This is a genomic window from Aquabacterium sp. NJ1, from assembly GCF_000768065.1.
Taxonomy (GTDB): domain Bacteria; phylum Pseudomonadota; class Gammaproteobacteria; order Burkholderiales; family Burkholderiaceae_C; genus Aquabacterium.
Map to the genome: position 1 here is coordinate 3,611,164 of NZ_JRKM01000001.1, position 22,525 is coordinate 3,633,688.

Below are 22,525 nucleotides of genomic sequence, written 5' to 3' on the forward strand. Positions count from 1 at the left end.
TGTGAAAGGTGACTTGAAGGTGATCTATTGCGAGTAGCCAGCCTGGATGTGGCAAGAGGTATCGGGATTTTTCTTTTGGTGCTTGGCCACAATAATCTCCTGAAGGAAAACGCACCCAAGCTGTTTGCCGCCGTATCAACCTTTCGAGTGCCTCTTTTCTTCTTGTTGTCTGGCGCATTCTTGCCAGAGTCAATCAGCAGATCCTTTATCGGTTTGAGATTCGGTATATTTATAAGGCCATTCCTGGTTGGTGTATTGCTGGCCCTGCCTCTGCAATTGATGGATTTGTCCCATCCTGTCAATGACTGGTTTCCGGTTGATGTTTTTTGGGCAACGGGTAATTCCATAATGAATGCCCCTTTGTGGTTTCTTTCAAGCATGATCGTCGCCATGTGCATCATGCATGTGATCGATGAGTTGGGCCTGGCAGATAAGCACGTCTTGTATTTGGGGTTTGCACTTTTTGTGTCGGGCATGTGGCTGCTGTCCATGCCGGAGGTCGTCGGCCATCTGCCTAAGGATAAATTAGGGCGAATCTGGGGCTTGCCCTGGAGCCTGGATCTTGGCCCGATATCGGCTGGGCTGATGATTTCAGGGCGCGGCTTGGCTGATTTGCTCAAAAAACCCTGGCAAGGGGCGAGACTGGAGGGAGCCTTGCTGATCTTGTTCGGCACCATATTCATGCTGGCATTCACCACCGGGGCCCCGGCCTTGGATCTGAATAACCGTATCGCGGTGAATATGGTGGCGTTGCTGCTCTGCACGCTCAGTGGCATAGGCATGATGATCAGCCTTTCCAGGTGCCTGACTCGCCTGGATGGGGCCTGGATCGCCGTGGTGCAGCGTTTTGGTGCTGCTTCCCTGGTCGTGCTGATCTGTCATTGGCCATTGCAGCAGGTCTTCATCCGCGTCTTGAAGCGGCTTGGCCATAACGCTGAGGCTGATCTGTTGATCTCGATTCTGACTTGCGTCCTGATCTATTTCTTTGCAGAACGTGTGCTTGTATCAAGGCCGGTGCTGCGGAAAATGTTCATGGGGCGTTGATCAGGGGGTATTTACCCTGCTTGGGTATCGAGCGGTCACCCATCATGTCAGCGCAGGAACAATTCTCAGGCAGCAAGGTTTGATGACATTTTGTTGAAAACTGGTGCGCACCAATAATGAACATGGCCATTAACGGCCTTGTGAATTGACTGAACTAGGCAAAAACCCAGTGCATTTAATGCCAACCTGTACCCTATAATTGCCGGCCGCCCAGAGGGTCGGGCGTGCAACAGTTTGTGACTTAACCGTGCGGCGTGAAGTCGTCACGGGGTAAAAGACAGCTAATCGGTAAGCTTCGGGCCATTCGTGTCGATAGCCCGTCAGTGAGACCGTTCAGGGTTGGTGAAATGAAACATCGCGTCAAGTTTGGTTCCTTGTTTGCGCACAGCCTGCTGAGCATGGCGATCGCCGCAGGCATTGCAACGCTCGAAGGTTGCGGCGGTGGCGGTGGCCCAGCTGCCAGCACCGATGCGGCTGGCACAGTGAACCCCAACGGCGCCCCGACACTCGCGGAAGGCGCGCAGGGCACAACAGGCACGGATTCCGGTGGCAGTGCCCCCACTGGTGGCATCACCGGCGGTGCATCGGGCTCGACAACAGAGACCGTTGCGTCGACACCTGGATGGGTGGCCCCTTCCAGCGTTTCCCTGATCGATACATCCAGCATCAGCAACTTCAACTTCACCAGCCAGAACCCTGCCATTGCATCTCCTGGTGGTATCGAGAAGCTCACCTACACGGATCAGAGCACGGCGATTGCGCTGAACTTCGACTTTGGTTGCGGCGTGAGCCTGATCACCTTGAAGACGCAGGACTGCCGAAATGTCGTCAGCGTCTACAGCCGGCTCAAGCAACCCATCGCGACAACAAACGACGCATCCATCTTCTTGACGCTGCGCAACGTAGACGGGTACGGTGAATTCGCGCTGCGTGTGAAAGACTCAACCGGCCAGTCCATCCAGTACCCGATCCGCTTGCGCACGCTGGAGCGTTATCAGTATTCTGACTGGACGACTGTTCGTGTCTTTCTCAAGAACCCCGCACTGTATTGGGGTGGGGCTGCAAATGGCGTCATTACAGGCAGTCTCGTGGAGGTCTCTGTCGTCGCAGCGCCGCGCAACAGCGATTCCGCAACCACGGGGTTGAACTACCCTAAGGGCCAGTTGGAAATCAAAGACATCCGACTGAGCTCGCCGGTCACAACCACGTACACGCTCCAGACCAATGCACCATTGGCGGCCGGGGCCTTCTACCCCAATACGTCTGGCCGTATGGCGGTGGCACACGGCAGCTTTGATCTCAACCTGATGCAAAAGGCCAAGCGTGCAGGCTTCAGCGTCATTCGGCGTGACTTGCTCTGGGAGAATGTTGAAACCAACGGCCAATACTCCTTTGTGCCTTTTGATACCGGCACAAGCAATCTGACATCCTTGGGCATGAAGGTGCTGTGGATCTTGGACTATGGCCACCCGGATCACGGCGGCGACGTGCCGGTTAGCCTGAGTGACAAGGCGGCTTACGTCAAATTCGTGCAAGAGGCTGCGAAGTTCGGGAAGACTCGGCCTGTCATGGGGTACGAGATCTGGAACGAGCCTGATACGCCTGGCGCCTGGCCCAGCCAGAATCCGCTTGAATACGCCGATTTGCTATCGCGTGCCGTAACGGGCCTGCGTCAGGTGGAGGCCAGCTTGCCAATCTTCAGCGCAGGTGTTGGCATCAGCGATCCCGCCTACCTTTTCAAGTTGAGCCAGACGGGCGCTCTGAGCGGGGTGACCTACATTGGTACCCATCCCTATCGCAAGGACACCATCACCGTCGCCAGCCCATACCGCCGCAACGAGTCGACGCCGGAGTCTTACGCTGCAGATCACCTCGTGGCGCGTCAGTATCTGGCCCAAAACGGTGTATCTCAACCTCTGGCCAACACGGAGTGGGGCTATAGCTCCTACGAGTACCTTGACCGCGCGGTGTACGGCAATGGAACGAGCGCGGCTGCATGGCAGCGACAAGGTATCCTGACTTTGCGCATGGTGCTTGCCCAGCTGGCTGTGAACGAACCCTTGATCACGGTTTACCGTTTGATCGACAAGGGGATAAATGCGACTGATAAGGAAATGAACTTTGGCTTGCTTGATGCAAACCAGGTTGAAAAGCCAGCTTACAAGGCGCTCGTGCAGCTCAACACCTTGACAGGCAGTAAAACGTTCAAGGGCTACCTGACGGACGTGCCCAACGGGCTCCATGTGCTTCGTTGGGATGGTTCAGGGGCCGCCAGGGTCTTCTGTGCTTGGTCGGAGAATGACGCCGATGCCGTGGATGTTGTGATTCCTGCTGGCTATAAGGCTGTCACCGCCTTCGATGGCACGGCACTCACGCCTCACGCGGGCGCTGGCGGCGCGCTGGTCGTCACCGTTCGCGAGAGTTCAGGCCCCATCTTCATCTCGCTCTGACCGTTACCCTTCCTGGTGCGCGTGGCTCGTACCAGGCTGTAGTAAGCTCTCAAAAAAGGCACGCAATCTGCGTGCCTTTTCTCATGTCTGATTGGGGCCGCGGTGTTTCAGCGGCAGCGAAGGTGCTGTTTTGAGAGTCATCAGCCTGGATGTTGCAAAAGGGATTGGAATTTTCCTGGTGGTGCTAAAGCACAACTCTCTTCTAAAAGAGCATGCACCGATCTTTTTTGATGCCATTTCGACTTTCAACGTACCACTCTTTTTCCTGCTTTCGGGAGCCTTTTTGCCCCAGCGCGTTACGGCTGCTTTCGCATGGCATCGGCTTCAAATTCTTTCTCGCCCGTTCGCTGTCGGCGTTTTGTTGGCTTTGCCCTTGCAACTGATCGATCTTTCCCACCCAGTTAATGACTGGTTTCCTCTTGGGGTTTTTTGGGCCACGGGTAATTCAGTGATGAATGCGCCTCTGTGGTTTCTCACGAGTTTGACTGCGGCTGTATTCTTTTTAAGTCTTACCGAGAAGTTGAGCCTGACAGGTACACGTGGTGCATTGGTTGGAGGTGCACTCTTTCTTTTTGGTTTATGGTTGATGTCAATACCAGAAATCAGGAATGATTTGCCAAAAGACCAATTAGGTAGATTTTGGGGCTTGCCATGGAGCGTGGACATCGTTTTGATTCCATTGGGGCTCATGATGTCCGGGCGGGCTCTTGGTCGATTCTTGCAAACGCCCTTAAATACGCCTTTAATGGATTTGGCGTTATTGGCTAGCTTTTTGGGGTTGTTTTTGTGGGGTTTCAGCGCTGGGCGGCCCGCTTTGGATCTGAATAACCGCATGGCGGTTCATGTCTGGCCCCTGCTTGGCTGCGCTTTGAGTGGCATGGGGATGGTGTTGAGTCTATCGCGCTGCATCACGTACCTCAAGGGGGCGTGGATCGCTTCGTTACAAAAACTCGGTGCCAACTCCCTGATTGTATTGATATGCCATTGGCCCCTGCAGCAGGTTTTCATTCGAATATTTAAGCGGTTTGAGCACAATACCTTGACTGAGTTGATGATATCGGTGCTTGCTTGTGTTTTAACTTACCTTTTTGCAATGCACATTGTCGCTCCGAGACCCTTGCTGCGGAAGTGGTTTACTGGGCGAGCATGAAATAATTTCTGCGTCAAGGTGAATGGTGAGCGGTTCAAAAGTCAATTTTTGCTGATTTCGGTAGCGTAATCAGCGTAGGGCTGTATCCTTGCAAATAATGAATATCTTTTGCTGATTGCAGGAGTTGACTTTTATTAATTTGTCTGAAGCAACCTGTATCGACTCTTTTGAATTCGAGATTTGATCCTCTGATGCTCAGTTCATTGGTTGTTTCTCCCAGCATGGTTCTGGAAGACCAAGATGCAAGTAGTTGATCACCGTTTGCCAGCCTATACAAAAGGATGCGACTACTCCCTTGGTTTTTGGATTTTATGAGATTGGCGTCTTTTAATAATTTTCCAACCGAGCGCAAAACGCAACTTACAGGCTTTTCTTGACCATCGGCATTAAGAAAGCCGAAGTTGTCTTCTCTCTCCGATTTATCGCGCCCCCTGTCCTGGAACTCGTAGAACCAGATGCCCTTGACATAGTCAAATTGGAAGGCCTCAAGCACAAAAATCAGCGCCTGAGTGGCTGCGTCGTCCAAGTCAACGCCCCACTTGCCTTCGTTGTTTGGCCATCCAATTTCGGTGATGTATATGGGAATTCGGCGATTGGGCTCAGCTTCTTTGATGATTTGTTGAGCCATTTCAAGCCTGTAAACCATCTCTTTCGCCCCACCCCTATAAATGGGTAGCGAGTGGTTGTATATATGTACGGAGAGCGCATCAATTTGGTTAAGCAAGCCTGCAGAGATGGCTTTGCGGAGCCATGGCCAATTCGGAATGTCGTCGCCGATTGCGCCGCCGATGATTTCAGCTTGCGGATTGACCTTCTTGATTGCCTTGGACGTCTGCTCCACCAGCTTTACATAATCGACTGGGTCGCCGTTGCGTTCCCGGGGTTTTTTCCCACCTCCGATATTCCACTCATTCCAGACTTCAAATTTGTTGACTCGCCCCTTTGTCGCTTGTGCGATCCACTCTGAATACTTGCCGAACGCCGTTCGCCCTGCATCGGTAAAAGGTTGAGAACCATTGTCGTAGAAGCGATTTCCATAATCAAGAATTATGAGTGGTTCAATTCCAGACTTCTGCGCTTCGTTAATTAGTTGCAAAGTGTTGAGCGCGCGTTTGCTGGGTTTGAATGTGCCGGGCGCTGTTTCGATATCCCCCCAGTAAATTTCATCTCGAAACGTCTGGAATGGGGAGTTGGTGATCCATTCTAGGAATAGTTGCTCATTTGATCTGGCTTGACCAAAATGTGTTCCGATGCCGAGCACTGGCGTAGCATGACAGCTGACGCTAAGAAGTGAGGCTAGGGCAATAATTATCTTGAGAACATTAACCGGTGAACCGTCGTGTTTCCGAATCATGATTTCGAATCTCCAGGACATAAGTTCGTCGCAAGACTGGCAGTAAAGTTTAGCTTGCTGCGGGTGCGTGCAGGTTATCCGAGCGCTTTGTAAATGCGGCGCCGATTATAAGACCCAAGAAAAAGGTGAAAAATGGGTTCTCAATGATGTTGGTTGTTAATCCGTAAATATTCCAGTATATGAGCCATGCAAGTATGCAGTGCCATGCGTATGATGAAATGTTCTGGGCATTTCTCTTCAATCTGATCAGGATGAGGTAGATGTATATCAAAGCGAACAGGCCGAAGTTTGCAAACAGATAAACCATGGTGTTGTCTGCTGCATTGTAAATGGAGCCTTCGCCAAAGTATTGTGGGAATCCGATTCCACCGACTCCGCGACCAAGTAAATAGTTTCCACCTGTCGTGATGTTGGCAAAAGCCCGGGGCCACATCCAGTTAATACGTTCACCGAATGACGAAAACAGAACCCAGAGGTTCCCCGTGAGTTCTGCTTTGAAGCCGTACGCAGATAAGATTGCTGGAATACCAAGAGATACTGCAGGAAGAAGGAAAAAGGGCCAACTGATTTTATTTTGCTTTTTGATGTCGGTAAAAAATAATGCAAAGAAGGCGATGAAAATCATTGCCAGTAATGAGCCTTTGCTGGTGGTAAGTATGATGATGCCCGTTGCTGTGATGATCAAGGCAAATCGTTTGATGATTCCAGTACTTGGAAGAAATAAAAGCGGAATACAGGTGACTGCGGCAATGGTGGATGCATCATAAGAGGCTCTGGCAAATCCAGACAAGCGTCGAATGCCTCCGGTTGTCCACTCCACGCTGACGGCTGTATCTCCTCTCGCAGAGTCAAAAACTTCACCTGTCCAAGGCATGTCGACAAACCAGTTGATGCCAACTCCTACCGCTGTAACAACGAACGCGATGGCAGCCCAGTATGCTGTAGCTTTGGGGTGCCGTGAATAGGTTTCATAGCTTGCTACCCCCAGTAGCATGGTAAGGTAAAGTTTGAATCCGACAATGGGTTGAACCAGCGAGCCTAATGCCAAGATGCCATAGAAGACATGAATCAGAATAACGAACCCAACGAATGTGCTCGCATTCAGTTGTTTGCCCTTAATCCAATGCCAGAACGCGGCAAGTGTAATTGCAAGTGCGCCTGCATCTCGTAAATATATGACCGGGCTGATGTGTAGTTTACTTAAACCAAATCGCAAAGGCGAGTCTATTACGTAGGTGAACAGCAAGACCATAACGGCACAACCGACTGCGTTGCCTAACAGGAATGGTTCAGACTTTTGTGAATTGGTAAACGTGTCGGTCATATGGCGAGTCGACTCCGGGTTATTTGGTGTTGACGCTGCTCAAGTAGACTTGCTCATATCTCAAATATACGTTTCTGGGGTGGAAATTTTCGGCGTATTTTGAGCACGCGGGGCTTAGTCTCTCAGAGAGGGTGGGGTCATTTAATGCTTTGAGCATTTGGGCGCGCAGGGCGGTTGGGTCCAGCGGGGCGGTGTACAGCAACCCTGTTTTTCCATTCGTGAGAACTTCCGGGGTGCCGCCGGCACTTGATCCAATAACCGGTACGCCATGAGCATAGCTCTCAAACAAAACCCTGGCCAGAGGTTCATCCCAAACCGATGGAACAATCGTCCAATTGACCCGATCATAAAGTTCGTGCGGCTGAACCCTTCCTGTAAAAGAAATGGGTAAACCCTCCGCTTTGGATTTTAGTTGCGCAACATATTCGGGTTCACCATCGCCGGCGATCAAAACTTCAAAGGGATAAGGTGACTCAATCTGTCTGACTGCGTCGATAAGTATTTCTATGCCCTTGGATGGGGCAATCCGCCCAAGGAATCCGAACGTGATGCGATCCCTCGTTCTGTGATCTTCTACCTGAGATGGCTGATATGCGTTATAAATGACATCTCGATGTGCATTTCTGAAATAGCCCGCTTCCACATGCTTGTTCAAAATATATTGACTGTTTCCGATGACATGTTTGATGTGTCGACTCGTGGCCAGGCGGGGGGCAGCCATGATGCTGCAACTCATGCAGCGGCTTTTGCAAGGTAAACCGTTTTTGAACATGGCCGTGTTAGGGCACATCAGATAATAGTCACGCAGCGTGTGTACAACGGAGATATTTCTTTCATGGATGGCACTCCACGCTGCGACAGAAAAACCTCCCAGGTTGTTTGTGTGCACAACATCGGGCCTGATCTCATCCAATAGCCTGCCGATATCACGTGCAGCCAATGGGTTGTAGCTGTCTGCGCCATGCCATATCATTTTTTGCCAACCGGGCCGTTGCCCTGCGTCTGGGGGAAAGTAGAGATTGGCCGTTGGGAGTCGTTCGATGCGAACCCCATTGAGCTCGGTGGTTTCGCGTTCTCTACCGAGGCAAATAACCGTTGCCTGATGGCCGTGTTTGACCAGGGTTTCCGCCAGAAAGCGCACGGACTTTTCCGCGCCACCCACTTCATGGGGCGCATAGAAGCTGTTGATGTAGGCGATCTTCATGCCTGGCCTGCCTTGCCCGGGTAGCTCTGGGCGGCGCAGCGGTCCCAGGTGAAAGTACGTGCGTGCGCGATGCACGGTGCCTTCAGCGTGCCGGTGCCAGCTTGTTGCAGTGCCGTCTGGAACGCTTCAGTCAGTTCGGCATCGGTGGCGCAGACCCAACCCGTCTGGCCGTTAGCGACAACCTCGGGCAGGGCCTGCAATCGGGTCACCACGGCGGGCAGGCCTTGGGCAGCCGCTTCCAGCAGGACCAGGCCGAAGCCTTCCACGCGTTCGGGCACATCTTCGCCGGTCAAGGCAAACACATGGGCCAGTGCATAAGCGGCCTTCAACTCGCCATCAGGCAAACGCCCCGTGAGCGTGAGCCTGAGCTGGCCTGCCTGCGCTGCGGCCTGGAGGCGCGCGCCATAACCTTCTTCCACCTCTTTGCCGACGCACACGTAGTGCACGCGGCGCTTGAGTTCGTCAGGCAGGCGGGCCAGCGCGCCGATGGCGCGAAGCTGGCCCTTGCGCGAATCCAGCCGGGCGACCGTTAGCACGATGAGCTGGTCGGGCTGCAGGCCGGCTCGCGCGCTCAGGGCTTGTTGATCTGCCGCCGAGGCGGTCTCGAACCAGCTGTCGTCCACACCCAATTGCGTGACGACCGAGCGTGGTGCGAGCTTGGGAAAGTGCGTCTGCAGCAGGCTTTGGGTGAAGCGGCTGTTGCACACATAGCGGTCAAAGCTGGCCAGTGCGCTGGATGCACGCGCCAGGCGTGCGCGGATCGAGCGCTTGATCAGCAGGATGTCCGTGCCATGCAGCGTGGCCAGACGCTGGCTACCCGGTGTGGGCACGCCGCGCAGGGCCACGATGGCGGGCCAGTCGGCCGCGTGCACCACGTCATAAGGGCGTGTGGCCTGGGCCAGCACTTGTTTGATCTGGGCGCGCAAAGCCTTGAGTTCCCTGAAGTGGAACACGTCGCCTTTGAAGCGGATCACCTTCACGCCGGGCTGATCCACGCAAGCTTGCGGCTGTTTGTGGTCCGGCGCCAGCACCGTGACCTGATGCCCGGCGCGCACGGCGGCTTCAGCCAGGCTCGCGCAGTATCGCCCCACGCCACCAGGGTAGGGCGGGTATTCGTGGGTCAGCATCAGGATGTTCATGTTCAAGGTTGGCGCAGCAGTTTGGTCACGGCCAGGATCACCAGCACAGCCAGCAGGCTTTCAGAAACGAGGCAGACGATGGCGGCGCCGTGCCAGCCATGCGAGGGAATCAGCCACAGGCCCAGCCCGGCATAGATGGCCAGCACGAGGAACTGGATCTGCGTGCGCACACGCTGGTAGCCGGCGCCCGTGAGCGCATCAGACAGCACATAGTGCACGGCCTGGATGGCCGGCAACGGCGCCAGCCAGCGCAGCACCTCGGCGGTGTCGGCATAACTCGGGCCGAGTATCCAGGGCACCAATGGCGCGCACACGTACATGCCCAGGCCCACCACCATGCCATAGGGCACCGAGAAGCGGATCAGCTTCTTGCTCAAGGCATACGAGTGCTGCACACCCGCCTGGCCCGACTTGAAAAAACGCGATGCGGTCACGTCCAGCAAGGAGCGCACCGGGATGAAGGCCATGACCACCAGGCGGTAGGCCGTGGTGTACACACCCAGCTCGGCGCTGGGCGCGGTGCGGCCCAGGAAGACCTTGTCCAGATCGGTGTAAGCGGCTTTGGCCGAGGTGCCCAGCGCAAAGTAGGTGGCATCACGCCACTGGCTTTGCAGAGCTGCCAGCGACAGGCGCAGCCCGCCAGCCAGGCGCGCCGCAGCCGGCACGTGGACCAGGGTCAGCAGCAGCAGCAGCGTGGCGCTGATCATGGCCCAGTTCAGTGCTTGAGGCCGGTCGCTCACGAGCAGGCCGCCAATGGCCAGCACGCGGCAAAGGCTGACGGACACGTTGATGAGGCTCAGGCGCTTGATCTGGTCCATGGCCTGAAAGAGCTGGCCTGCCACGAGGCAGCACCGTACCAGCACCAGTTCTGACAAGCCCACCACCATCGCCAGGGGCAGGTTGCCTTTGGGCCCGTACACCGCCTGCACAGCCAGCATGATGGCCATGACCAGGGTCAGGCCCAGCGCGACGGTGACGGCCAGGCAGTTGCCCAGCTGAACGGGCGCAGCCCGGTGCTCACGCGACACCGTCATCAGCATCACGTTGCCATAACCGAGCCCGGCCAGTGGCACCACGATGGCCACCATGGCGTTCACCGAGGCAAAGGCGCCGTACTCGGCAGCGCCCAGGGTGCGCGCCAGCAAGATGAACTGGACGGCCTGAAGCACGACGGCGGCCATGTTGCCGCCGAGCATGAGAAAGGTTTTCTTGAACAGACTACCCGCAGCCATGGAACCTGCTCTTGCCCGATTCGCGCGCGAACTCAGCGCGCCAGCAGGTCACGCGTGGCCGGCGTCACACTGCGGACCAGGTCTGCAGCGAACTGCTCCTGTCGTTGGAAGGCGCGCTCCAGTTGGCTGGGTTCAGCCGAGACGGGCACCTTTTGGGAGACACGCATGAGCAAGCCGTCCGTGACCCTGCCTGCCAGGCCTTCCCGCAGGATGTGCATGCGCGTCTTGAAGGCGCTGTCGCTGTAGATGCTGCCGATGCGGATCCAGTAGCTCACCACCTCCATGGAGCCGTTGCGATCCAGCGCGATCATGCGCTTGCCGATGATGGGCTGCTGGGTCGTGATGCTGTTGATGTTGAAGGTGTGGTCAATCAGTTGCTTGACCGCATACCCTTGGGCCGGGTAGCACAGCTCGGGGCGGTGGATCTTGACCTCCTGGCGCTGGTGCTTGCCCCAGGCTACAGCCACGCCGATCTGGTGGCCCTGGTCGTCCGCGTAAGTGCGCAGCACCGATTGGTCGTAGGGCTGGTTGATGTCCGGCTCGTTGCCTTGCGTGATCGACACCTGTGTGAGCGGCGAGGCCAGTGCAGACCAGTTGCCGATCTGGTTGGGGATGCTGGTTTCAAGCTGAGGCTCGTCACCCCGTTCGTGCAGGGTGGGGTGTGCCAGCCGGGCTGCAACGGCAGCAGCGAACAGCAAGGATGCGAGCACCCAGGTTCGTGTCTGCAAGCGCCAGGGGCCGGACAGCATCGTGGTCATTGGGCAAATTCGTTGAGGACGGTGCCGGCAAAAGCCGGGCAGGCCTTCTTGAGTTGCATGACCAACGTTTTCAGCGAATCGGCCTCGGTCACGCCCTTGCGCGCGACGGCCACCGCAGCACCGCACTTGGCTGCAATGACTCGGGCGTCCGCGCCGTGCACGGCAGCAGGCGTGTCGACGATCACATAGTCGAACTTCATGATGACCTCCGACAGCAACATGTCAAAGGCGCTGCGTTGAACCAGTTCCAGCGGATTGGGGGGAACCACGCCGACAGGCAGCACGTACAGGCTGGGCAGGGCGTCAATGGGGCGGATGACGTTGGTTTCCGAGCGGCCCGACAGGATGCCGCTCAGGCCCGATGTGCCAGAGCCGATGTTGAACAGTTCGTGCAGTCGCGGCGTGCGCATGTCAGCGTCAATCAGCAGGGTGCGCCCATCGAGCTGGCTGAAGGCCGCGGCCAGGTTGGCGGCAAAAAAGGTTTTGCCGTCACCGCTGTCCGGGCTGCAGACTGCCAATGCCAGCGGCGCGTTCTTGGCGCCGTAGGGGCCTGATAGCAGTGAGCTGCGGATGTCCCGAAAGAACTCGGCAGCCGAGTCAAAAGGCGAGGTGGCCACCACCAGCTCGGCGCTGATGTTGTTGCGGCCATCTGCGGCATACGGGTAGTGGAACTGTTGGGACAGGGCCCACAGCACATCTTCGCGCTTGACATAGCCCAGCTCAACAGCGGCTTCGCCGAACTTCAGGCCTTTGGAGCGTTGCAGGGCAACGACCGCATCCACCTGCGCGGGCGACAGCTTGTGGGCATCGGCAATGATGTTGCCAATGCTTTTTTCCCCACCAACTTCGTTTTTAGCGTTTTTCATGGCCATGGGCGTGTAGATGAATCAGGCCTTTTTGGGGGCGGTCAGTTCGGGGAGGGATCGCTTGGTCAGGCGAGGCGCGCTCTTGACCGGCAGCAAAGCCCCTTTCTTTGCTTCCAAAGCAATGGGCATGGTGCCCAGGAGCGGCATGCCAATGAGTTCTTCAAAATCTTCTTCAGACCGGAGCTTGCGATTGCGTGCTTCCTTGAGAATCGCAAGTGCCACCCCAAGCATTGCACCCAGGAAAATCGATGCAATGGTGTTCAAGAAAATCTTTGGAAACGATGCATTGGATGGTGGGGTAGGCGTTTGAAGCAAGGAGACGGTTGTCTGGTTGCTCTGGCTTTCCAGTGACATCTGCATCAAGCGTGCTTGCATCGTTTCGTAGGTGCGCTGTGCATTTTCTACATCACGCATCAACACCGATGCTTCATCCCGCTGTGCCTTCAGTTTCAGCAGCTTCTCTCGTTGCGCCTGCAGCGCCGCTTGAGTTTGCGCGGCACGTGTCATGTTGACCGTGTTGTTGATACCAAGGCTTCCCGTGACTCGTGCAATTTCGCTGTCGATCCTTACGCGCAACTCGCCAATATTGGCTTGCAATGCCTGGACTTGTGGGTGCGCCGGACCGAACTGAGCATTGAGCTCCTTCAGTCGCGCTTCTTGCCGGGAGAGGTCTGCTTTGAGCGCAGCTATAACAGGGTTGTTCAGGGCTTCTGTGCTGTTGGCCCCCGCATTGCTCTTGCGGCTGGCGGACTCTGCCGCCATGGTCTGGAGGGACACCAATTGTGTTGACAGGTCCGCCAGACGTGCGTTCTCAACGTCCAACCTTTCGTCGGTTACCAGGAGCCCATTGGCTTTCTGGTATTCCGAAAGGCGTGTTTGCGCTGTTTCGAGCTTTTCGCGAGCAGCCTTTGTTTGTTCTTCGAATATGCCGCTGAAACGCTTGGCCGGCTCTGTTCGCAACTCTACCGTCGTGTCCATATATGCCTTGATAAAGGCATTGGTCATGGCGGCAGCAAACTGCGGATCGGTCGCCGTATAGCTGACATTGATGATGCTGGCTTCCTTGGCAGGAGTGACGTCAAGTTTGCGTACGAGAACATCCGCCAGCCATGTATCAAAGACGCCCTGGCCATCGGTATCATCCTCCCACTGTTGCCGCAAGGCAGGCACCTGATCCAGCTTCAGCGCTTTGATCACACGCAGTACAACACGTTCACTTTTGATGATGTTGGCCTGCGTGGCCAGGTATCCGCCGGCGATGGCGCCAGGCACGAGCGAACCGTTGATCGGGTCTGGGGTTTTGAAGTCAATGACCACTGCCCCGGTTGACGTGTATCTTTTGGGCAGGACGAGGCTGACACCGACAATGACCGTGACCGTGGTCAGTGCAGTGGCAATCACCAGGACCTTGCGGGCCCTGATGATCGACATGAATTGCTTGAACGTCATATGTGCGCTGTAGTGTGTGGTGGGCGAGCCGTTGAGGGTTCAGCCTTGTCGCGGATGAAAAACCCCAGCACCGTATCGGTGCCAATGGTCAATGCAGTGGCCAGCATGAACAGCAAGATGCCAGCAAAGCTGTGCACGAATCCCTGCCCGACCTCGTCGCCGAAATAGTAGGTGATGAGCACCAGCGCGATCACGCGGGTCACGTTGGAAACAAAGGAAATGGGCAATATCAGCATGGCCAGCACGATCTTGCGCAGCCGGGAGGTGTGCTCGATGACGCTCAAATAAAACACACCGATGGCTTCCAGCGCAAAAATCGAGTTCAGGCCGGCACAGGCATCGGCCACCAGCAGCTGATAGGGCCCGATCGTCAGTGTGACGCCTGAGCGGCCGATGGGGTAGTGCAGTGTGTAAAGAATCGCTTCTGCCACGTACGACACCGCGGCTTTCAGCGGCGCGGTCACCTGGTCCACGATGGAGCCCGGGATGGGGATGATGAACAGGATGAAAAAGATGGGAAACCACATGGTGCGCCAGCCAGCCCAGCCCTTGTAGAGCAGGGTGAGCCCGGTGAGCACCAGCATCTGCGAGCCCACGTCCATGAACAGGATGTCTTGCGAGCGGCCCACAACGTAGAAAAGCAAGCCGGCGGCGAGCAGCAGGCTGCCACTGATTGGGGCCGGCCGGGTTGCCAGGCCCACGAAGGCCGGCAGGCGTTGCCAGATCAGCCACAGTGTCAGCGCCAGCATCACGGGGCCGTGCCCCTGGCCGACGATTTTCCAGATGGAGGTGTCCAGCGTCATGTACGTGGGCAGGTACATGGCGAACAGGCCGGCGGCAATGGCCAGCAACTCGGCGCGTGAGGGCGACTCGGTGCTGGCCGGGTTCAAGGTGAGGGTGGGTGCTGCCGACTGGGTTGGGGACATACTGGTGGCGAGTTTAAGCCGCCTTGTTCAGATAGTCCTGATAAGCAAGCCTGATGCCGTCCCTCAAGTTGGTGCTGGCCCTCCAACCCAGGGAGGTCAGCCGGGAGACATCCATCAATTTGCGGGGTGTGCCGTCCGGTTTGCTGGCGTCAAACGTCAAGTTGCCCTTGAAGCCGACGATGTCCACCACCGTTTCGGCCAGTTCGCGGATGGTCACGTCCGTGCCGGTGCCGATGTTGACCAGCGGCCCGCAGTATCCCTGTTCCATCAGGAAGACGCAGGCGTCGGCCAGGTCGTCCGCGTACAGGAATTCGCGCATGGGCGTGCCGGTGCCCCACACCACCAGGGCGGTGTCACCCCGTTGCTTGGCTTCGTGGGCCTTGCGGATCAGGGCCGGCAGCACGTGGCTGTTGTTGAGGTCGTAGTTGTCGTTGGGGCCGTACAGATTGGTGGGCATCACGCTGATGTACTGGCGGCCGTACTGGGCGTTGTACGCGTCGCACATCTTGATGCCCGCGATCTTGGCGATCGCGTAGGGCTCGTTGGTGGGTTCCAGCAGGCCGGTGAGCAGCGCGTCTTCGTGCATGGGCTGGGGTGCCATCTTGGGGTAGATGCAGCTGGAGCCCAGGAACATCAGCTGCTGCACACCGGCTTGGTGGGCGCCGTGGATCAGGTTGGCTTCGATCATCAGGTTCTGATAGATGAAGTCGGCCCGGTACACATTGTTGGCCTGGATGCCGCCCACTTTGGCTGCCGCGATGTAGAGGTAATCGGGCTTTTCAGCTTGCAGGAATTCGTGCACGGCGCGCTGGTCGAGCAGGTCGAGTTCACTGCGGCTGCGCGTGATCACGCGGGTGTAGCCAGCCGCCTGCAGGCGCCGCACGATGGCGGAACCCACCATGCCGCGGTGCCCGGCCACGAAGATTTTCGCGTTCTTGTCCATGTCGGTGCTTGCCTGGCTCACTCGTGGTGGTCGTAGGCCTGGAAACCAGCCAGCTTGACCAGGCTGTCGCGCTTGGCCGCCGAGTAGTCGCTCAGCACCATTTCCTTGACCAGCTCGCCCAGCGAGATCTTGGGCGTCCAGCCCAGCTTCTGCTTGGCCTTGGTGGGGTCACCCAGCAGGGTTTCGACTTCGGTGGGGCGGTAGTAGCGCGGGTCGACCTTGACGATCACGTCACCCACCTTGCACTTGGCCAGCATCTCACCGTTGACGGGCTCGACCTTGATCACCTTGGCCACTTCGGCCTCGCCTTCGCCCTCGAACGCCAGCGTGATCCCCAGCTCCTTGGCCGAGAACTCCACGAACTGGCGCACGCTGTACTGCACGCCCGTGGCGATCACGAAGTCCTCGGCGTGGTCCTGCTGCAGCATCAGCCACTGCATTTCCACGTAGTCCTTGGCGTGGCCCCAGTCGCGCAGCGCGCTCATGTTGCCCAGGTACAGGCAGTCCTGCAGGCCCAGCGCGATGCGGCTGATGGCACGCGTGATCTTGCGGGTCACGAAGGTTTCGCCGCGCACCGGGCTTTCGTGGTTGAACAGCACGCCGTTGCAGGCGTACATGCCATAGGCCTCGCGGTAGTTCACCGTGATCCAGTAGGCGTACAGCTTGGCCACCGCATACGGGCTGCGGGGGTAGAAGGGCGTGGTTTCCTTCTGGGGGATCTCTTGCACCAGGCCGTACAGTTCGGAGGTGGAGGCCTGGTAGAAGCGGGTTTTCTTCTCCAGCCCCAGGATGCGGATGGCCTCGAGCAGGCGCAGCGCGCCGATGCCGTCGGCGTTGGCGGTGTACTCGGGCTCTTCGAAGCTCACGCCCACGTGGCTTTGCGCGGCCAGGTTGTAGATCTCGTCGGGCTGGACCTTCTGGACGATGCGCACCAGGCTGGTCGAATCCGTCAGGTCGCCGTAGTGCAGCACGAAATTGCGGTTGCTGACGTGCGGGTCCTGGTACAGGTGGTCGATGCGGTCGGTATTGAACAGGCTGGAGCGACGCTTGATGCCGTGGACCTCATAGCCCTTTTTCAGCAGAAATTCGGCCAGATAGGACCCGTCTTGGCCCGTGACACCGGTGATCAGGGCGACTTTTTTGCTCATATGCGTAACTCCGAAAAGCAGAGGCTCCTCTGCATGCGGGAAAGGAAAGGGGGTCAGCAATGTAAACAGATTTTCATGACGACACATCAAGTGCGCGGTCGCTGGCCTGACTTGACGATGGGGCCTGTGTGACGGGCCGATTCTCATTCTTTACTGAGGTCATCGCACAGGAAGTGTTGCGAAAAATCTAATTATGGCAATTGCTGGGCTCCGTGGTAGCGCCTGGGGGTACCAGGTCCGGGCGGTCAATTGGTTTGTGCAAGAATCCGGCGCGCAGCGGTCAGGGGTGGCGGCGCATCATTGATCGAGAGTCTGATGTGGAGAGCATTTTGAGAATCGGTGTGGATTTCCATGCTTTCGACGGCAAGTTTCAGGGGTCGCGCAGCCATCTGATCGGCTTGTATCGGGCCATGATCGAGCTGTCGCCCGATATCGAGTTTGTGTTTTTCGTGCATGACATCGAGGGCTTGCGACGCACATTGGGTTTCGATCGGCCGAACGTGTCCATGGTGCACATGGGGCACGCCAACCCCTTGGTGCGCCTGGGCTGGCAACTGCCCAGGCTGCGCAGGCGGCATCGCATCGACATCCTCCATACCCAGTACATCGTGCCGCTGTGGGGGGCTCGCGGCAATGCCGTGACCATCCACGATGTTCTGTTCGAGGACTATCCGCAGTTCTTTACGCCCGTCTTCGTGTGGCGCTCGAAGCTGCTGTTCAGGCGTTCGGCACGGACGGCGGACATCGTCATGACCGTCAGCGAATACTCCCGCGGCGAAATCGCAGCGAAATATGGCGTACCGGCCTCGCGCATTGGCTTGCTGCTCAACGCGGTCGACCAGCAGGTTTTCCATCCAGACGAAGGGAGCGATGCGGCGGTGCTCGCACGTCGTGGCTTGGCTGACGGGCGTTATTTGCTGACCGTTGGTCGCATTGAGCCCCGCAAGGATCACGCGACCCTCATGCGAGCTTATGCGCAACTCGGCGAGGACGCGCTGCCGCTGGTCATCGTAGGGCAGCGCGATTTTGGTTATGGCGCCTTCGATGCTGCACTGGCGGCCCTGCCATCTCGCGAGAAAGTGCACGTGCTGAGCGACGTGGACGACCAGGAGTTGCCGGCACTGCTGCGCCATGCGCACACCTTTGTCTATCCGTCCCTCGCAGAAGGCTTCGGGATGCCACCGCTGGAAGCCATGGCCAGTGGCGTGCCAGTGATCGTTGCTAACTCCACGGCCCTGCCCGAGGTGGTGGGAAGCGCCGGCTTGTTGTTCTCACCCGGCGACGCAAATGAACTCGCGGCCTGTCTGCGCAAACTGCTGGAGGATGCCGAGTTGCGGGCCCAACTGGTGGGCAAGGGTTTGGCTCGCGCGCGCACGTTCTCCTGGCAGGAGTCGGCGCGGGTTCTGAGGGCGGCATTTCTGCGTTGGTACCAGGCATCACAGTAGGTGAGCTGCTTACATCCATCTGGTTGACGTCAGCCAGTTTGCTGTTCAACCAATTACGCCGTGGGTTCGCCTTTAGGGTATGTGCTCATGGCTGGAGTTGCCGGTTTGCGGAACTAAAGTGTTTTGGCTGGCACTATCTCAGGCTGGGCGCACCTGCCCGGCCAACCGTATCTTTTGTCACTCATGGCTGCACTGAATAACGAACCCTTGCCGGATTGGACCCGCTGGTCCATCGGATTGCTACTGGTTGGCCTGCTGGTCTGCTATGCGCCAACCTACTACACCTTCGCCCATACCGTATGGCTGAAGGACGAAGCAGGCCATGGCCCGATGATCTTGGCTTTGTCTCTGTGGCTGATGTGGCGTGACCGCCAGAAATTTCTTGACTTGCGCTCTCAGCCCAACCCTGTCTTCGGGCTGCTGGTGCTGCTGTCGGCCGCGCTGATGTACGTGGTGGGGCGTTCGCAGGGCATCGATGCGCTTGAGGCGTTTTCGAACATCATGGCCATCATGGCCTGTCTGTTGTTGGTGAAGGGGTGGGCGGGCGTGCGTCTGTTCTGGTTCCCGTTGTTTTTCCTGATCTTCGTGATCCCGTTGCCTGGCGTGGTGGCGCAGGCGCTGACCCTGCCGTTGAAGGCCGCTGTGTCCTATTGCGCGGAGGCCATCCTCTATGCCGCAGGCTATCCCATCGGTCGTTCGGGCGTCACCCTTGTGGTGGGGCCTTACAAACTACTGGTTGCCGATGCCTGCTCTGGCCTGAATTCCATCTTCACGCTCGAATCACTGAGCTTGTTCTACATGAAGTTGATGGATTACACGTCGGCACGACGCAATACGATCCTGGCCATCATGATTTTGCCCATTTCGTTTGTTTCCAATACGGTGCGTGTCATGGTGCTGGTGCTGGTGACCTATCACCTGGGCGATGAAGTGGGGCAGGGATTCGTGCACAACCTCGCGGGACTGGTTCTTTTCTCCGTTGCTTTGATGTTGACCTACGGGTTGGATCGTATTTTGGCGGTTTTCTATGACAAGCATGAGCAATCCTCCCATCATTGAAGTCCGCGCGCTCTCCGGCAAGCGCGCGCCGTTGTCTATCGTGCTCGCTTTCGTGCTGCTGCTGCTGAGCCCGGCTCTGGCCTATGTGATGACGCCCCGCACGCATCTGTCCGAGACCTTGCCGCCCATCGTTCTGGATAAGCAGGTTCCCAAGTCCATTGGGGACTGGCACGCCACCGACCCGATTGGGCAGGTACTGCCTGATCCCACGGTTCAGGAAGCGCTGAACCAGCTGTACTCGCAGGTGCTCTCGCGCACCTATGTCAACAGCAAAGGGCAGCAAATCATGTTGACCATCGCCTACGGCAGCGATCAGAACTCTGAGGCAACCGCCGCGCATCGCCCTGAATTTTGCTATCGAGCCCAGGGGTTTGAAGTTCAGGACGTTGGCGTGTCGAAGCTGAACATGCAGGGGCATGCACTCACTGTGCGCCACTTGGTTGGTATTGCGGGCAGTCGCGTGGAGCCCATCAGCTATTGGGTGACGCTGGCCGATAAGGCAACTTTGCCAGGGCTGGGGCGCAAGCTATCCCAGATGTACTATGGGCTGCATGGCACCGTTGCCGATGGCATGCTGGTTCGCGTCTCGTCGATCAATGCTGATCGTGCGGATGCCTTCGCCCTGCAGGCTGCGTTCCTGAAAGAGATGGAAGCAGCTATCGCGCCGTCCTTCCGGGCGCGTTATTTCGGGGGCTGAGCATGCGATGGGCGGCGTGTCGTCAATGGGGTTGGCGTAGCCTGCTGGCTGCGCTGGCCATGCTGGCATGCCATGTCTCGGCCGGGGCTGCGACGCCCACCACGCCCTCTGCCGCTGCCAGCAATGCCTATTCACTGGGCGTTTATTATTTTCCTGGCTGGACGGCCAACGCGCCTGGCCTGGAATTTAAGCGCAACCCTTGGGAGCCCATCAAGAAGTTCCCTGAACGCGAACCTCTGCTGGGTTGGTACAGTGACTCGGACGACAAGGTGGTGGCCCGCCAGATTAAATGGATGAAGGACTACGGGCTGCGCTTTGTGGTATTTGACTCATACTGGAAAGATGCTTCGCCATTCCTGGATCACACATTAAAGGTTTTCAAGCGGGTCAAAAAAGTAGGCCAGATTGAATACGCCTTGCTATGGGCGAATCATTTTCGCTTTGAGGGCGGTGTTGATGGTTTTGATAAATTGATCAGATATTGGGTATCTGAACATTTTAAAGATCCTGATTATCTGAAAATTGATGGCAAACCGGTTTTGTTCGTGTTTTCTCTGGAGGAGTTCTCCGAGATGGCCAAGCAGATGAAGGTGGAGCCTGCCGCTCTCGTGCGCAAGATGGACAGGATGGCAAAGGATTCGGGTTTGCCCGGCATTTACTTGGTGGGGGCCACCCCCGGGCTCGCGCACTGGGTCCGAGCCGTGGCGCCCAATGCAGGGTTTTCTAGCTTGTCCGCCTACAACTATCACATAGGATATAGAGGGGATCCTGACACTGCAACACCTCATGCGAGTAGTTTCAATTCGTTGCGACGTGCATACAGGACAAATTGGAATTGGATCCTCGAAAATAGCTCCTTGGACTACATTGTTCCAATTTCGTCCGGATGGGATGACCGGCCCTGGGGAGGGAAGTATCCGGAGTCAGAGCAGCCGCGGGCTGATCTGCAAACATTTGAAGAGCACCTGATGGAAGCAAAGGCTCTGATGGACGCTTACCCTGTCAAGACCAGGCGGATGGGCGTGATTTGTTGCTGGAATGAGTATGGTGAAGGTTCCTACATAGAGCCCACCAAGAAAGACGGCTTCGGCCAGTTGGAAAAGATTAAAAGAGTCTTTGGGGCGCCATGAAATCGATTAAGCCGACTTTGCGCATATTGGGAATCCGCGGGATTCCCGCCAATCATGGCGGGTTCGAGACCTTCGCTGAACAGTTGTCCCTGTACCTGCGCGACAGAGGCTGGCGCGTGGTGGTCTACTGCCAGGAGGATGGCGAAGGTGCGATGTTCGAAGACGAATGGCAAGGCATCGAGCGAGTGCGCATTCCGGTGCCGCAAGCCGGCGCGCTGGGCACAGTTGTGTTCGACTGGAAATCGATCGCTCACGCCTGTAAGTTCAAGGATCTGTGCCTTACGCTGGGCTACAACACTGCAGCTTTCTGCGCCCGCATGAAGCTGCACGGCATTCCCAATGTCATCAACATGGATGGCATCGAGTGGTCTCGCGCGAAGTGGGGCAAGTTAGCCAAGACTTGGTTCTGGATGAATGACTGGGCGGGTTGTTGGTTGGGTGACCAACTCGTGGCCGACCATCCAGAGATAAAGATGCACCTCAGCTCGCGCGCGCCGGCCGACAAAATCACCACCATCGCCTATGGTGCGCCTGAGGTTCTGCAAGCGCCCGAAGAGCCTTTGAAGGCGCTGAGTCTCCAACCCGGCAAATATGCGACGGTCATCGCACGCCCTGAGCCAGAGAACTCCATTCTCGAAATCGTCAAGGGTTTCTCCAAGCGGCAGCGTGGCATCAAGCTGGCTGTGCTGGGTAAGTACGAGCCGAAAAACCGTTACCACAATGAGATCCAGGCTGCTGCTGGCGGGGAGGTTTCCTTTCTGGGTGCGATCTACGACAAGGCCGTGCTTCGCAGCCTGCGCTTTCACAGCGCTTTTTATGTGCACGGGCACCAAGTGGGTGGCACCAATCCATCGCTCGTTGAGGCGATGGGGGCCGGCAATGCCGTTGTCGCGCACGATAACAAGTTCAATCGCTGGGTGGTGGGCGAGGGCGCGCGGTTCTTCCGCTCCTCGGACGACCTGGATCAGGTGCTCACCAAGCTGCTGTCGAGCGATGGGGACCTGGAGAGAATGCGCGCGGCCAGTCGCGCCCGCTTCGAGTCCGATTTCACCTGGGAGCAGATTTTGGGCCAATATGAGTTGTTGTTGACTCGCTTCTTGCCCAAGCCTCATGTGATGTTGAAGGCGGTTGGGCGCACCACGCACTGACTCCGGTCACCTGGATGGGGGGCCCTTTTTGCTCGCTGATTTCGTCGTTGTGCGAGCGG

The 22,525-nt window shown here is 57.1% G+C and carries 19 protein-coding genes; 8 read left to right on the top strand and 11 right to left on the bottom strand.

Going from position 1 to position 22,525, the window contains the following annotated elements; all coding sequences use genetic code 11:
• Positions 1-27 precede the first annotated feature (27 nt).
• The 3 genes from JY96_RS15535 to JY96_RS22890 all read left to right on the top strand — a co-directional run bounded on the left by JY96_RS15535 (position 28) and on the right by JY96_RS22890 (position 4,644).
• Positions 28-1,044 carry an acyltransferase gene (locus JY96_RS15535; RefSeq protein ID WP_081961309.1) on the top strand — a complete coding sequence of 339 codons (1,017 nt, stop codon included), beginning with the start codon at positions 28-30 and terminating at the stop codon, positions 1,042-1,044.
• Between the two features lie 347 nt (positions 1,045-1,391).
• Positions 1,392-3,494 carry a cellulase family glycosylhydrolase gene (locus JY96_RS15540; protein WP_035038775.1) on the top strand — a complete coding sequence of 701 codons (2,103 nt, stop codon included), beginning with the start codon at positions 1,392-1,394 and terminating at the stop codon, positions 3,492-3,494.
• Between the two features lie 130 nt (positions 3,495-3,624).
• The gene (locus tag JY96_RS22890) at positions 3,625-4,644 is read left to right on the top strand and encodes an acyltransferase family protein (protein ID WP_161784338.1); all 1,020 of its coding nucleotides are present in this window, start codon (positions 3,625-3,627) and stop codon (positions 4,642-4,644) included.
• 34 nt (positions 4,645-4,678) lie between these two features.
• Here JY96_RS22890 and JY96_RS15550 read toward each other — a convergent pair whose 3' ends face one another.
• From JY96_RS15550 to gmd, 11 genes are read right to left on the bottom strand one after another with little or no spacing between them, the layout of a single operon-like run.
• Positions 4,679-5,998 carry a cellulase family glycosylhydrolase gene (locus JY96_RS15550; RefSeq protein ID WP_161784339.1) on the bottom strand — a complete coding sequence of 440 codons (1,320 nt, stop codon included), beginning with the start codon at positions 5,996-5,998 and terminating at the stop codon, positions 4,679-4,681.
• A gap of 49 nt (positions 5,999-6,047) precedes the next feature.
• A complete protein-coding gene (locus JY96_RS23290) occupies positions 6,048-7,322 on the bottom strand; it encodes a hypothetical protein (protein WP_152606530.1) in 1,275 nt (424 codons plus the stop codon).
• A gap of 19 nt (positions 7,323-7,341) precedes the next feature.
• Positions 7,342-8,526, bottom strand: a complete 1,185-nt coding sequence (locus JY96_RS22895) for a glycosyltransferase family 4 protein (RefSeq protein WP_081961312.1) — start codon at positions 8,524-8,526, stop codon at positions 7,342-7,344.
• Positions 8,523-9,653 carry a glycosyltransferase family 4 protein gene (locus JY96_RS22420; protein WP_161784340.1) on the bottom strand — a complete coding sequence of 377 codons (1,131 nt, stop codon included), beginning with the start codon at positions 9,651-9,653 and terminating at the stop codon, positions 8,523-8,525. Before JY96_RS22420 ends, JY96_RS22895 begins: the two co-directional genes overlap by 4 nt.
• A gap of 14 nt (positions 9,654-9,667) precedes the next feature.
• Positions 9,668-10,897: a lipopolysaccharide biosynthesis protein gene (locus tag JY96_RS15570; RefSeq protein WP_081961313.1), complete on the bottom strand. Its 1,230-nt coding sequence runs from the start codon at positions 10,895-10,897 to the stop codon at positions 9,668-9,670.
• A gap of 32 nt (positions 10,898-10,929) precedes the next feature.
• Complete coding sequence (locus tag JY96_RS15575; protein WP_052162596.1) at positions 10,930-11,655, bottom strand: exosortase C-terminal domain/associated protein EpsI; 726 nt, start codon at positions 11,653-11,655, stop codon at positions 10,930-10,932.
• Positions 11,652-12,521 carry a polysaccharide biosynthesis tyrosine autokinase gene (locus JY96_RS15580; RefSeq protein ID WP_035043152.1) on the bottom strand — a complete coding sequence of 290 codons (870 nt, stop codon included), beginning with the start codon at positions 12,519-12,521 and terminating at the stop codon, positions 11,652-11,654. The genes JY96_RS15575 and JY96_RS15580 overlap by 4 nt, the downstream gene beginning before the upstream one ends.
• Before the next feature lie 21 nt (positions 12,522-12,542).
• Positions 12,543-13,970, bottom strand: coding sequence for a chain length determinant protein EpsF (epsF, locus tag JY96_RS15585; protein WP_035038787.1), 1,428 nt, complete (start codon positions 13,968-13,970; stop codon positions 12,543-12,545).
• Positions 13,967-14,896 carry an exosortase B gene (gene xrtB / locus JY96_RS15590; protein WP_052162598.1) on the bottom strand — a complete coding sequence of 310 codons (930 nt, stop codon included), beginning with the start codon at positions 14,894-14,896 and terminating at the stop codon, positions 13,967-13,969. The genes epsF and xrtB (JY96_RS15590) overlap by 4 nt, the downstream gene beginning before the upstream one ends.
• Before the next feature lie 13 nt (positions 14,897-14,909).
• Positions 14,910-15,839 (bottom strand): GDP-L-fucose synthase, encoded by a 930-nt coding sequence (locus tag JY96_RS15595; RefSeq protein WP_035043159.1) that lies wholly within the window; start codon positions 15,837-15,839, stop codon positions 14,910-14,912.
• Positions 15,840-15,856: 17 nt separating this feature from the next.
• Positions 15,857-16,987 carry a GDP-mannose 4,6-dehydratase gene (gene gmd / locus JY96_RS15600; protein WP_035038790.1) on the bottom strand — a complete coding sequence of 377 codons (1,131 nt, stop codon included), beginning with the start codon at positions 16,985-16,987 and terminating at the stop codon, positions 15,857-15,859.
• Between the two features lie 317 nt (positions 16,988-17,304).
• Between gmd and JY96_RS15605 the strand changes: the two genes are divergently transcribed.
• From JY96_RS15605 to JY96_RS15625, 5 genes are all read left to right on the top strand, one after another.
• On the top strand, positions 17,305-18,432 hold the full coding sequence (locus JY96_RS15605) for a glycosyltransferase family 1 protein (protein WP_152606532.1): 1,128 nt from the start codon (positions 17,305-17,307) through the stop codon (positions 18,430-18,432).
• Positions 18,433-18,615: 183 nt separating this feature from the next.
• Positions 18,616-19,491, top strand: a complete 876-nt coding sequence (xrtB, locus tag JY96_RS15610; RefSeq protein ID WP_035038794.1) for an exosortase B — start codon at positions 18,616-18,618, stop codon at positions 19,489-19,491.
• On the top strand, positions 19,469-20,188 hold the full coding sequence (epsI, locus tag JY96_RS15615; protein WP_161784341.1) for an exosortase-associated protein EpsI, B-type: 720 nt from the start codon (positions 19,469-19,471) through the stop codon (positions 20,186-20,188). The genes xrtB (JY96_RS15610) and epsI overlap by 23 nt, the downstream gene beginning before the upstream one ends.
• Before the next feature lie 59 nt (positions 20,189-20,247).
• The gene (locus tag JY96_RS15620) at positions 20,248-21,318 is read left to right on the top strand and encodes a glycoside hydrolase family 99-like domain-containing protein (RefSeq protein ID WP_035038798.1); all 1,071 of its coding nucleotides are present in this window, start codon (positions 20,248-20,250) and stop codon (positions 21,316-21,318) included.
• Positions 21,315-22,466, top strand: coding sequence for a DUF1972 domain-containing protein (locus JY96_RS15625; RefSeq protein ID WP_035038800.1), 1,152 nt, complete (start codon positions 21,315-21,317; stop codon positions 22,464-22,466). Before JY96_RS15620 ends, JY96_RS15625 begins: the two co-directional genes overlap by 4 nt.
• Positions 22,467-22,525: the final 59 nt, after the last annotated feature.

Coding starts and splice junctions, on each gene's coding strand:
- JY96_RS15540 (WP_035038775.1), top strand. CDS start 1,392: ATGAAACATCGCGTCAAGTTTGGTTCCTTGTTTGCGCACAGCCTGCTG.
- JY96_RS15550 (WP_161784339.1), bottom strand. CDS start 5,998: ATGATTCGGAAACACGACGGTTCACCGGTTAATGTTCTCAAGATAATT.
- JY96_RS23290 (WP_152606530.1), bottom strand. CDS start 7,322: ATGACCGACACGTTTACCAATTCACAAAAGTCTGAACCATTCCTGTTA.
- JY96_RS22895 (WP_081961312.1), bottom strand. CDS start 8,526: ATGAAGATCGCCTACATCAACAGCTTCTATGCGCCCCATGAAGTGGGT.
- JY96_RS22420 (WP_161784340.1), bottom strand. CDS start 9,653: ATGCTGACCCACGAATACCCGCCCTACCCTGGTGGCGTGGGGCGATAC.
- JY96_RS15570 (WP_081961313.1), bottom strand. CDS start 10,897: ATGGCTGCGGGTAGTCTGTTCAAGAAAACCTTTCTCATGCTCGGCGGC.
- JY96_RS15575 (WP_052162596.1), bottom strand. CDS start 11,655: ATGACCACGATGCTGTCCGGCCCCTGGCGCTTGCAGACACGAACCTGG.
- JY96_RS15580 (WP_035043152.1), bottom strand. CDS start 12,521: ATGAAAAACGCTAAAAACGAAGTTGGTGGGGAAAAAAGCATTGGCAAC.
- epsF (WP_035038787.1), bottom strand. CDS start 13,970: ATGACGTTCAAGCAATTCATGTCGATCATCAGGGCCCGCAAGGTCCTG.
- xrtB (WP_052162598.1), bottom strand. CDS start 14,896: ATGTCCCCAACCCAGTCGGCAGCACCCACCCTCACCTTGAACCCGGCC.
- JY96_RS15595 (WP_035043159.1), bottom strand. CDS start 15,839: ATGGACAAGAACGCGAAAATCTTCGTGGCCGGGCACCGCGGCATGGTG.
- gmd (WP_035038790.1), bottom strand. CDS start 16,987: ATGAGCAAAAAAGTCGCCCTGATCACCGGTGTCACGGGCCAAGACGGG.
- xrtB (WP_035038794.1), top strand. CDS start 18,616: ATGGCTGCACTGAATAACGAACCCTTGCCGGATTGGACCCGCTGGTCC.
- epsI (WP_161784341.1), top strand. CDS start 19,469: ATGAGCAATCCTCCCATCATTGAAGTCCGCGCGCTCTCCGGCAAGCGC.
- JY96_RS15620 (WP_035038798.1), top strand. CDS start 20,248: ATGCTGGCATGCCATGTCTCGGCCGGGGCTGCGACGCCCACCACGCCC.
- JY96_RS15625 (WP_035038800.1), top strand. CDS start 21,315: ATGAAATCGATTAAGCCGACTTTGCGCATATTGGGAATCCGCGGGATT.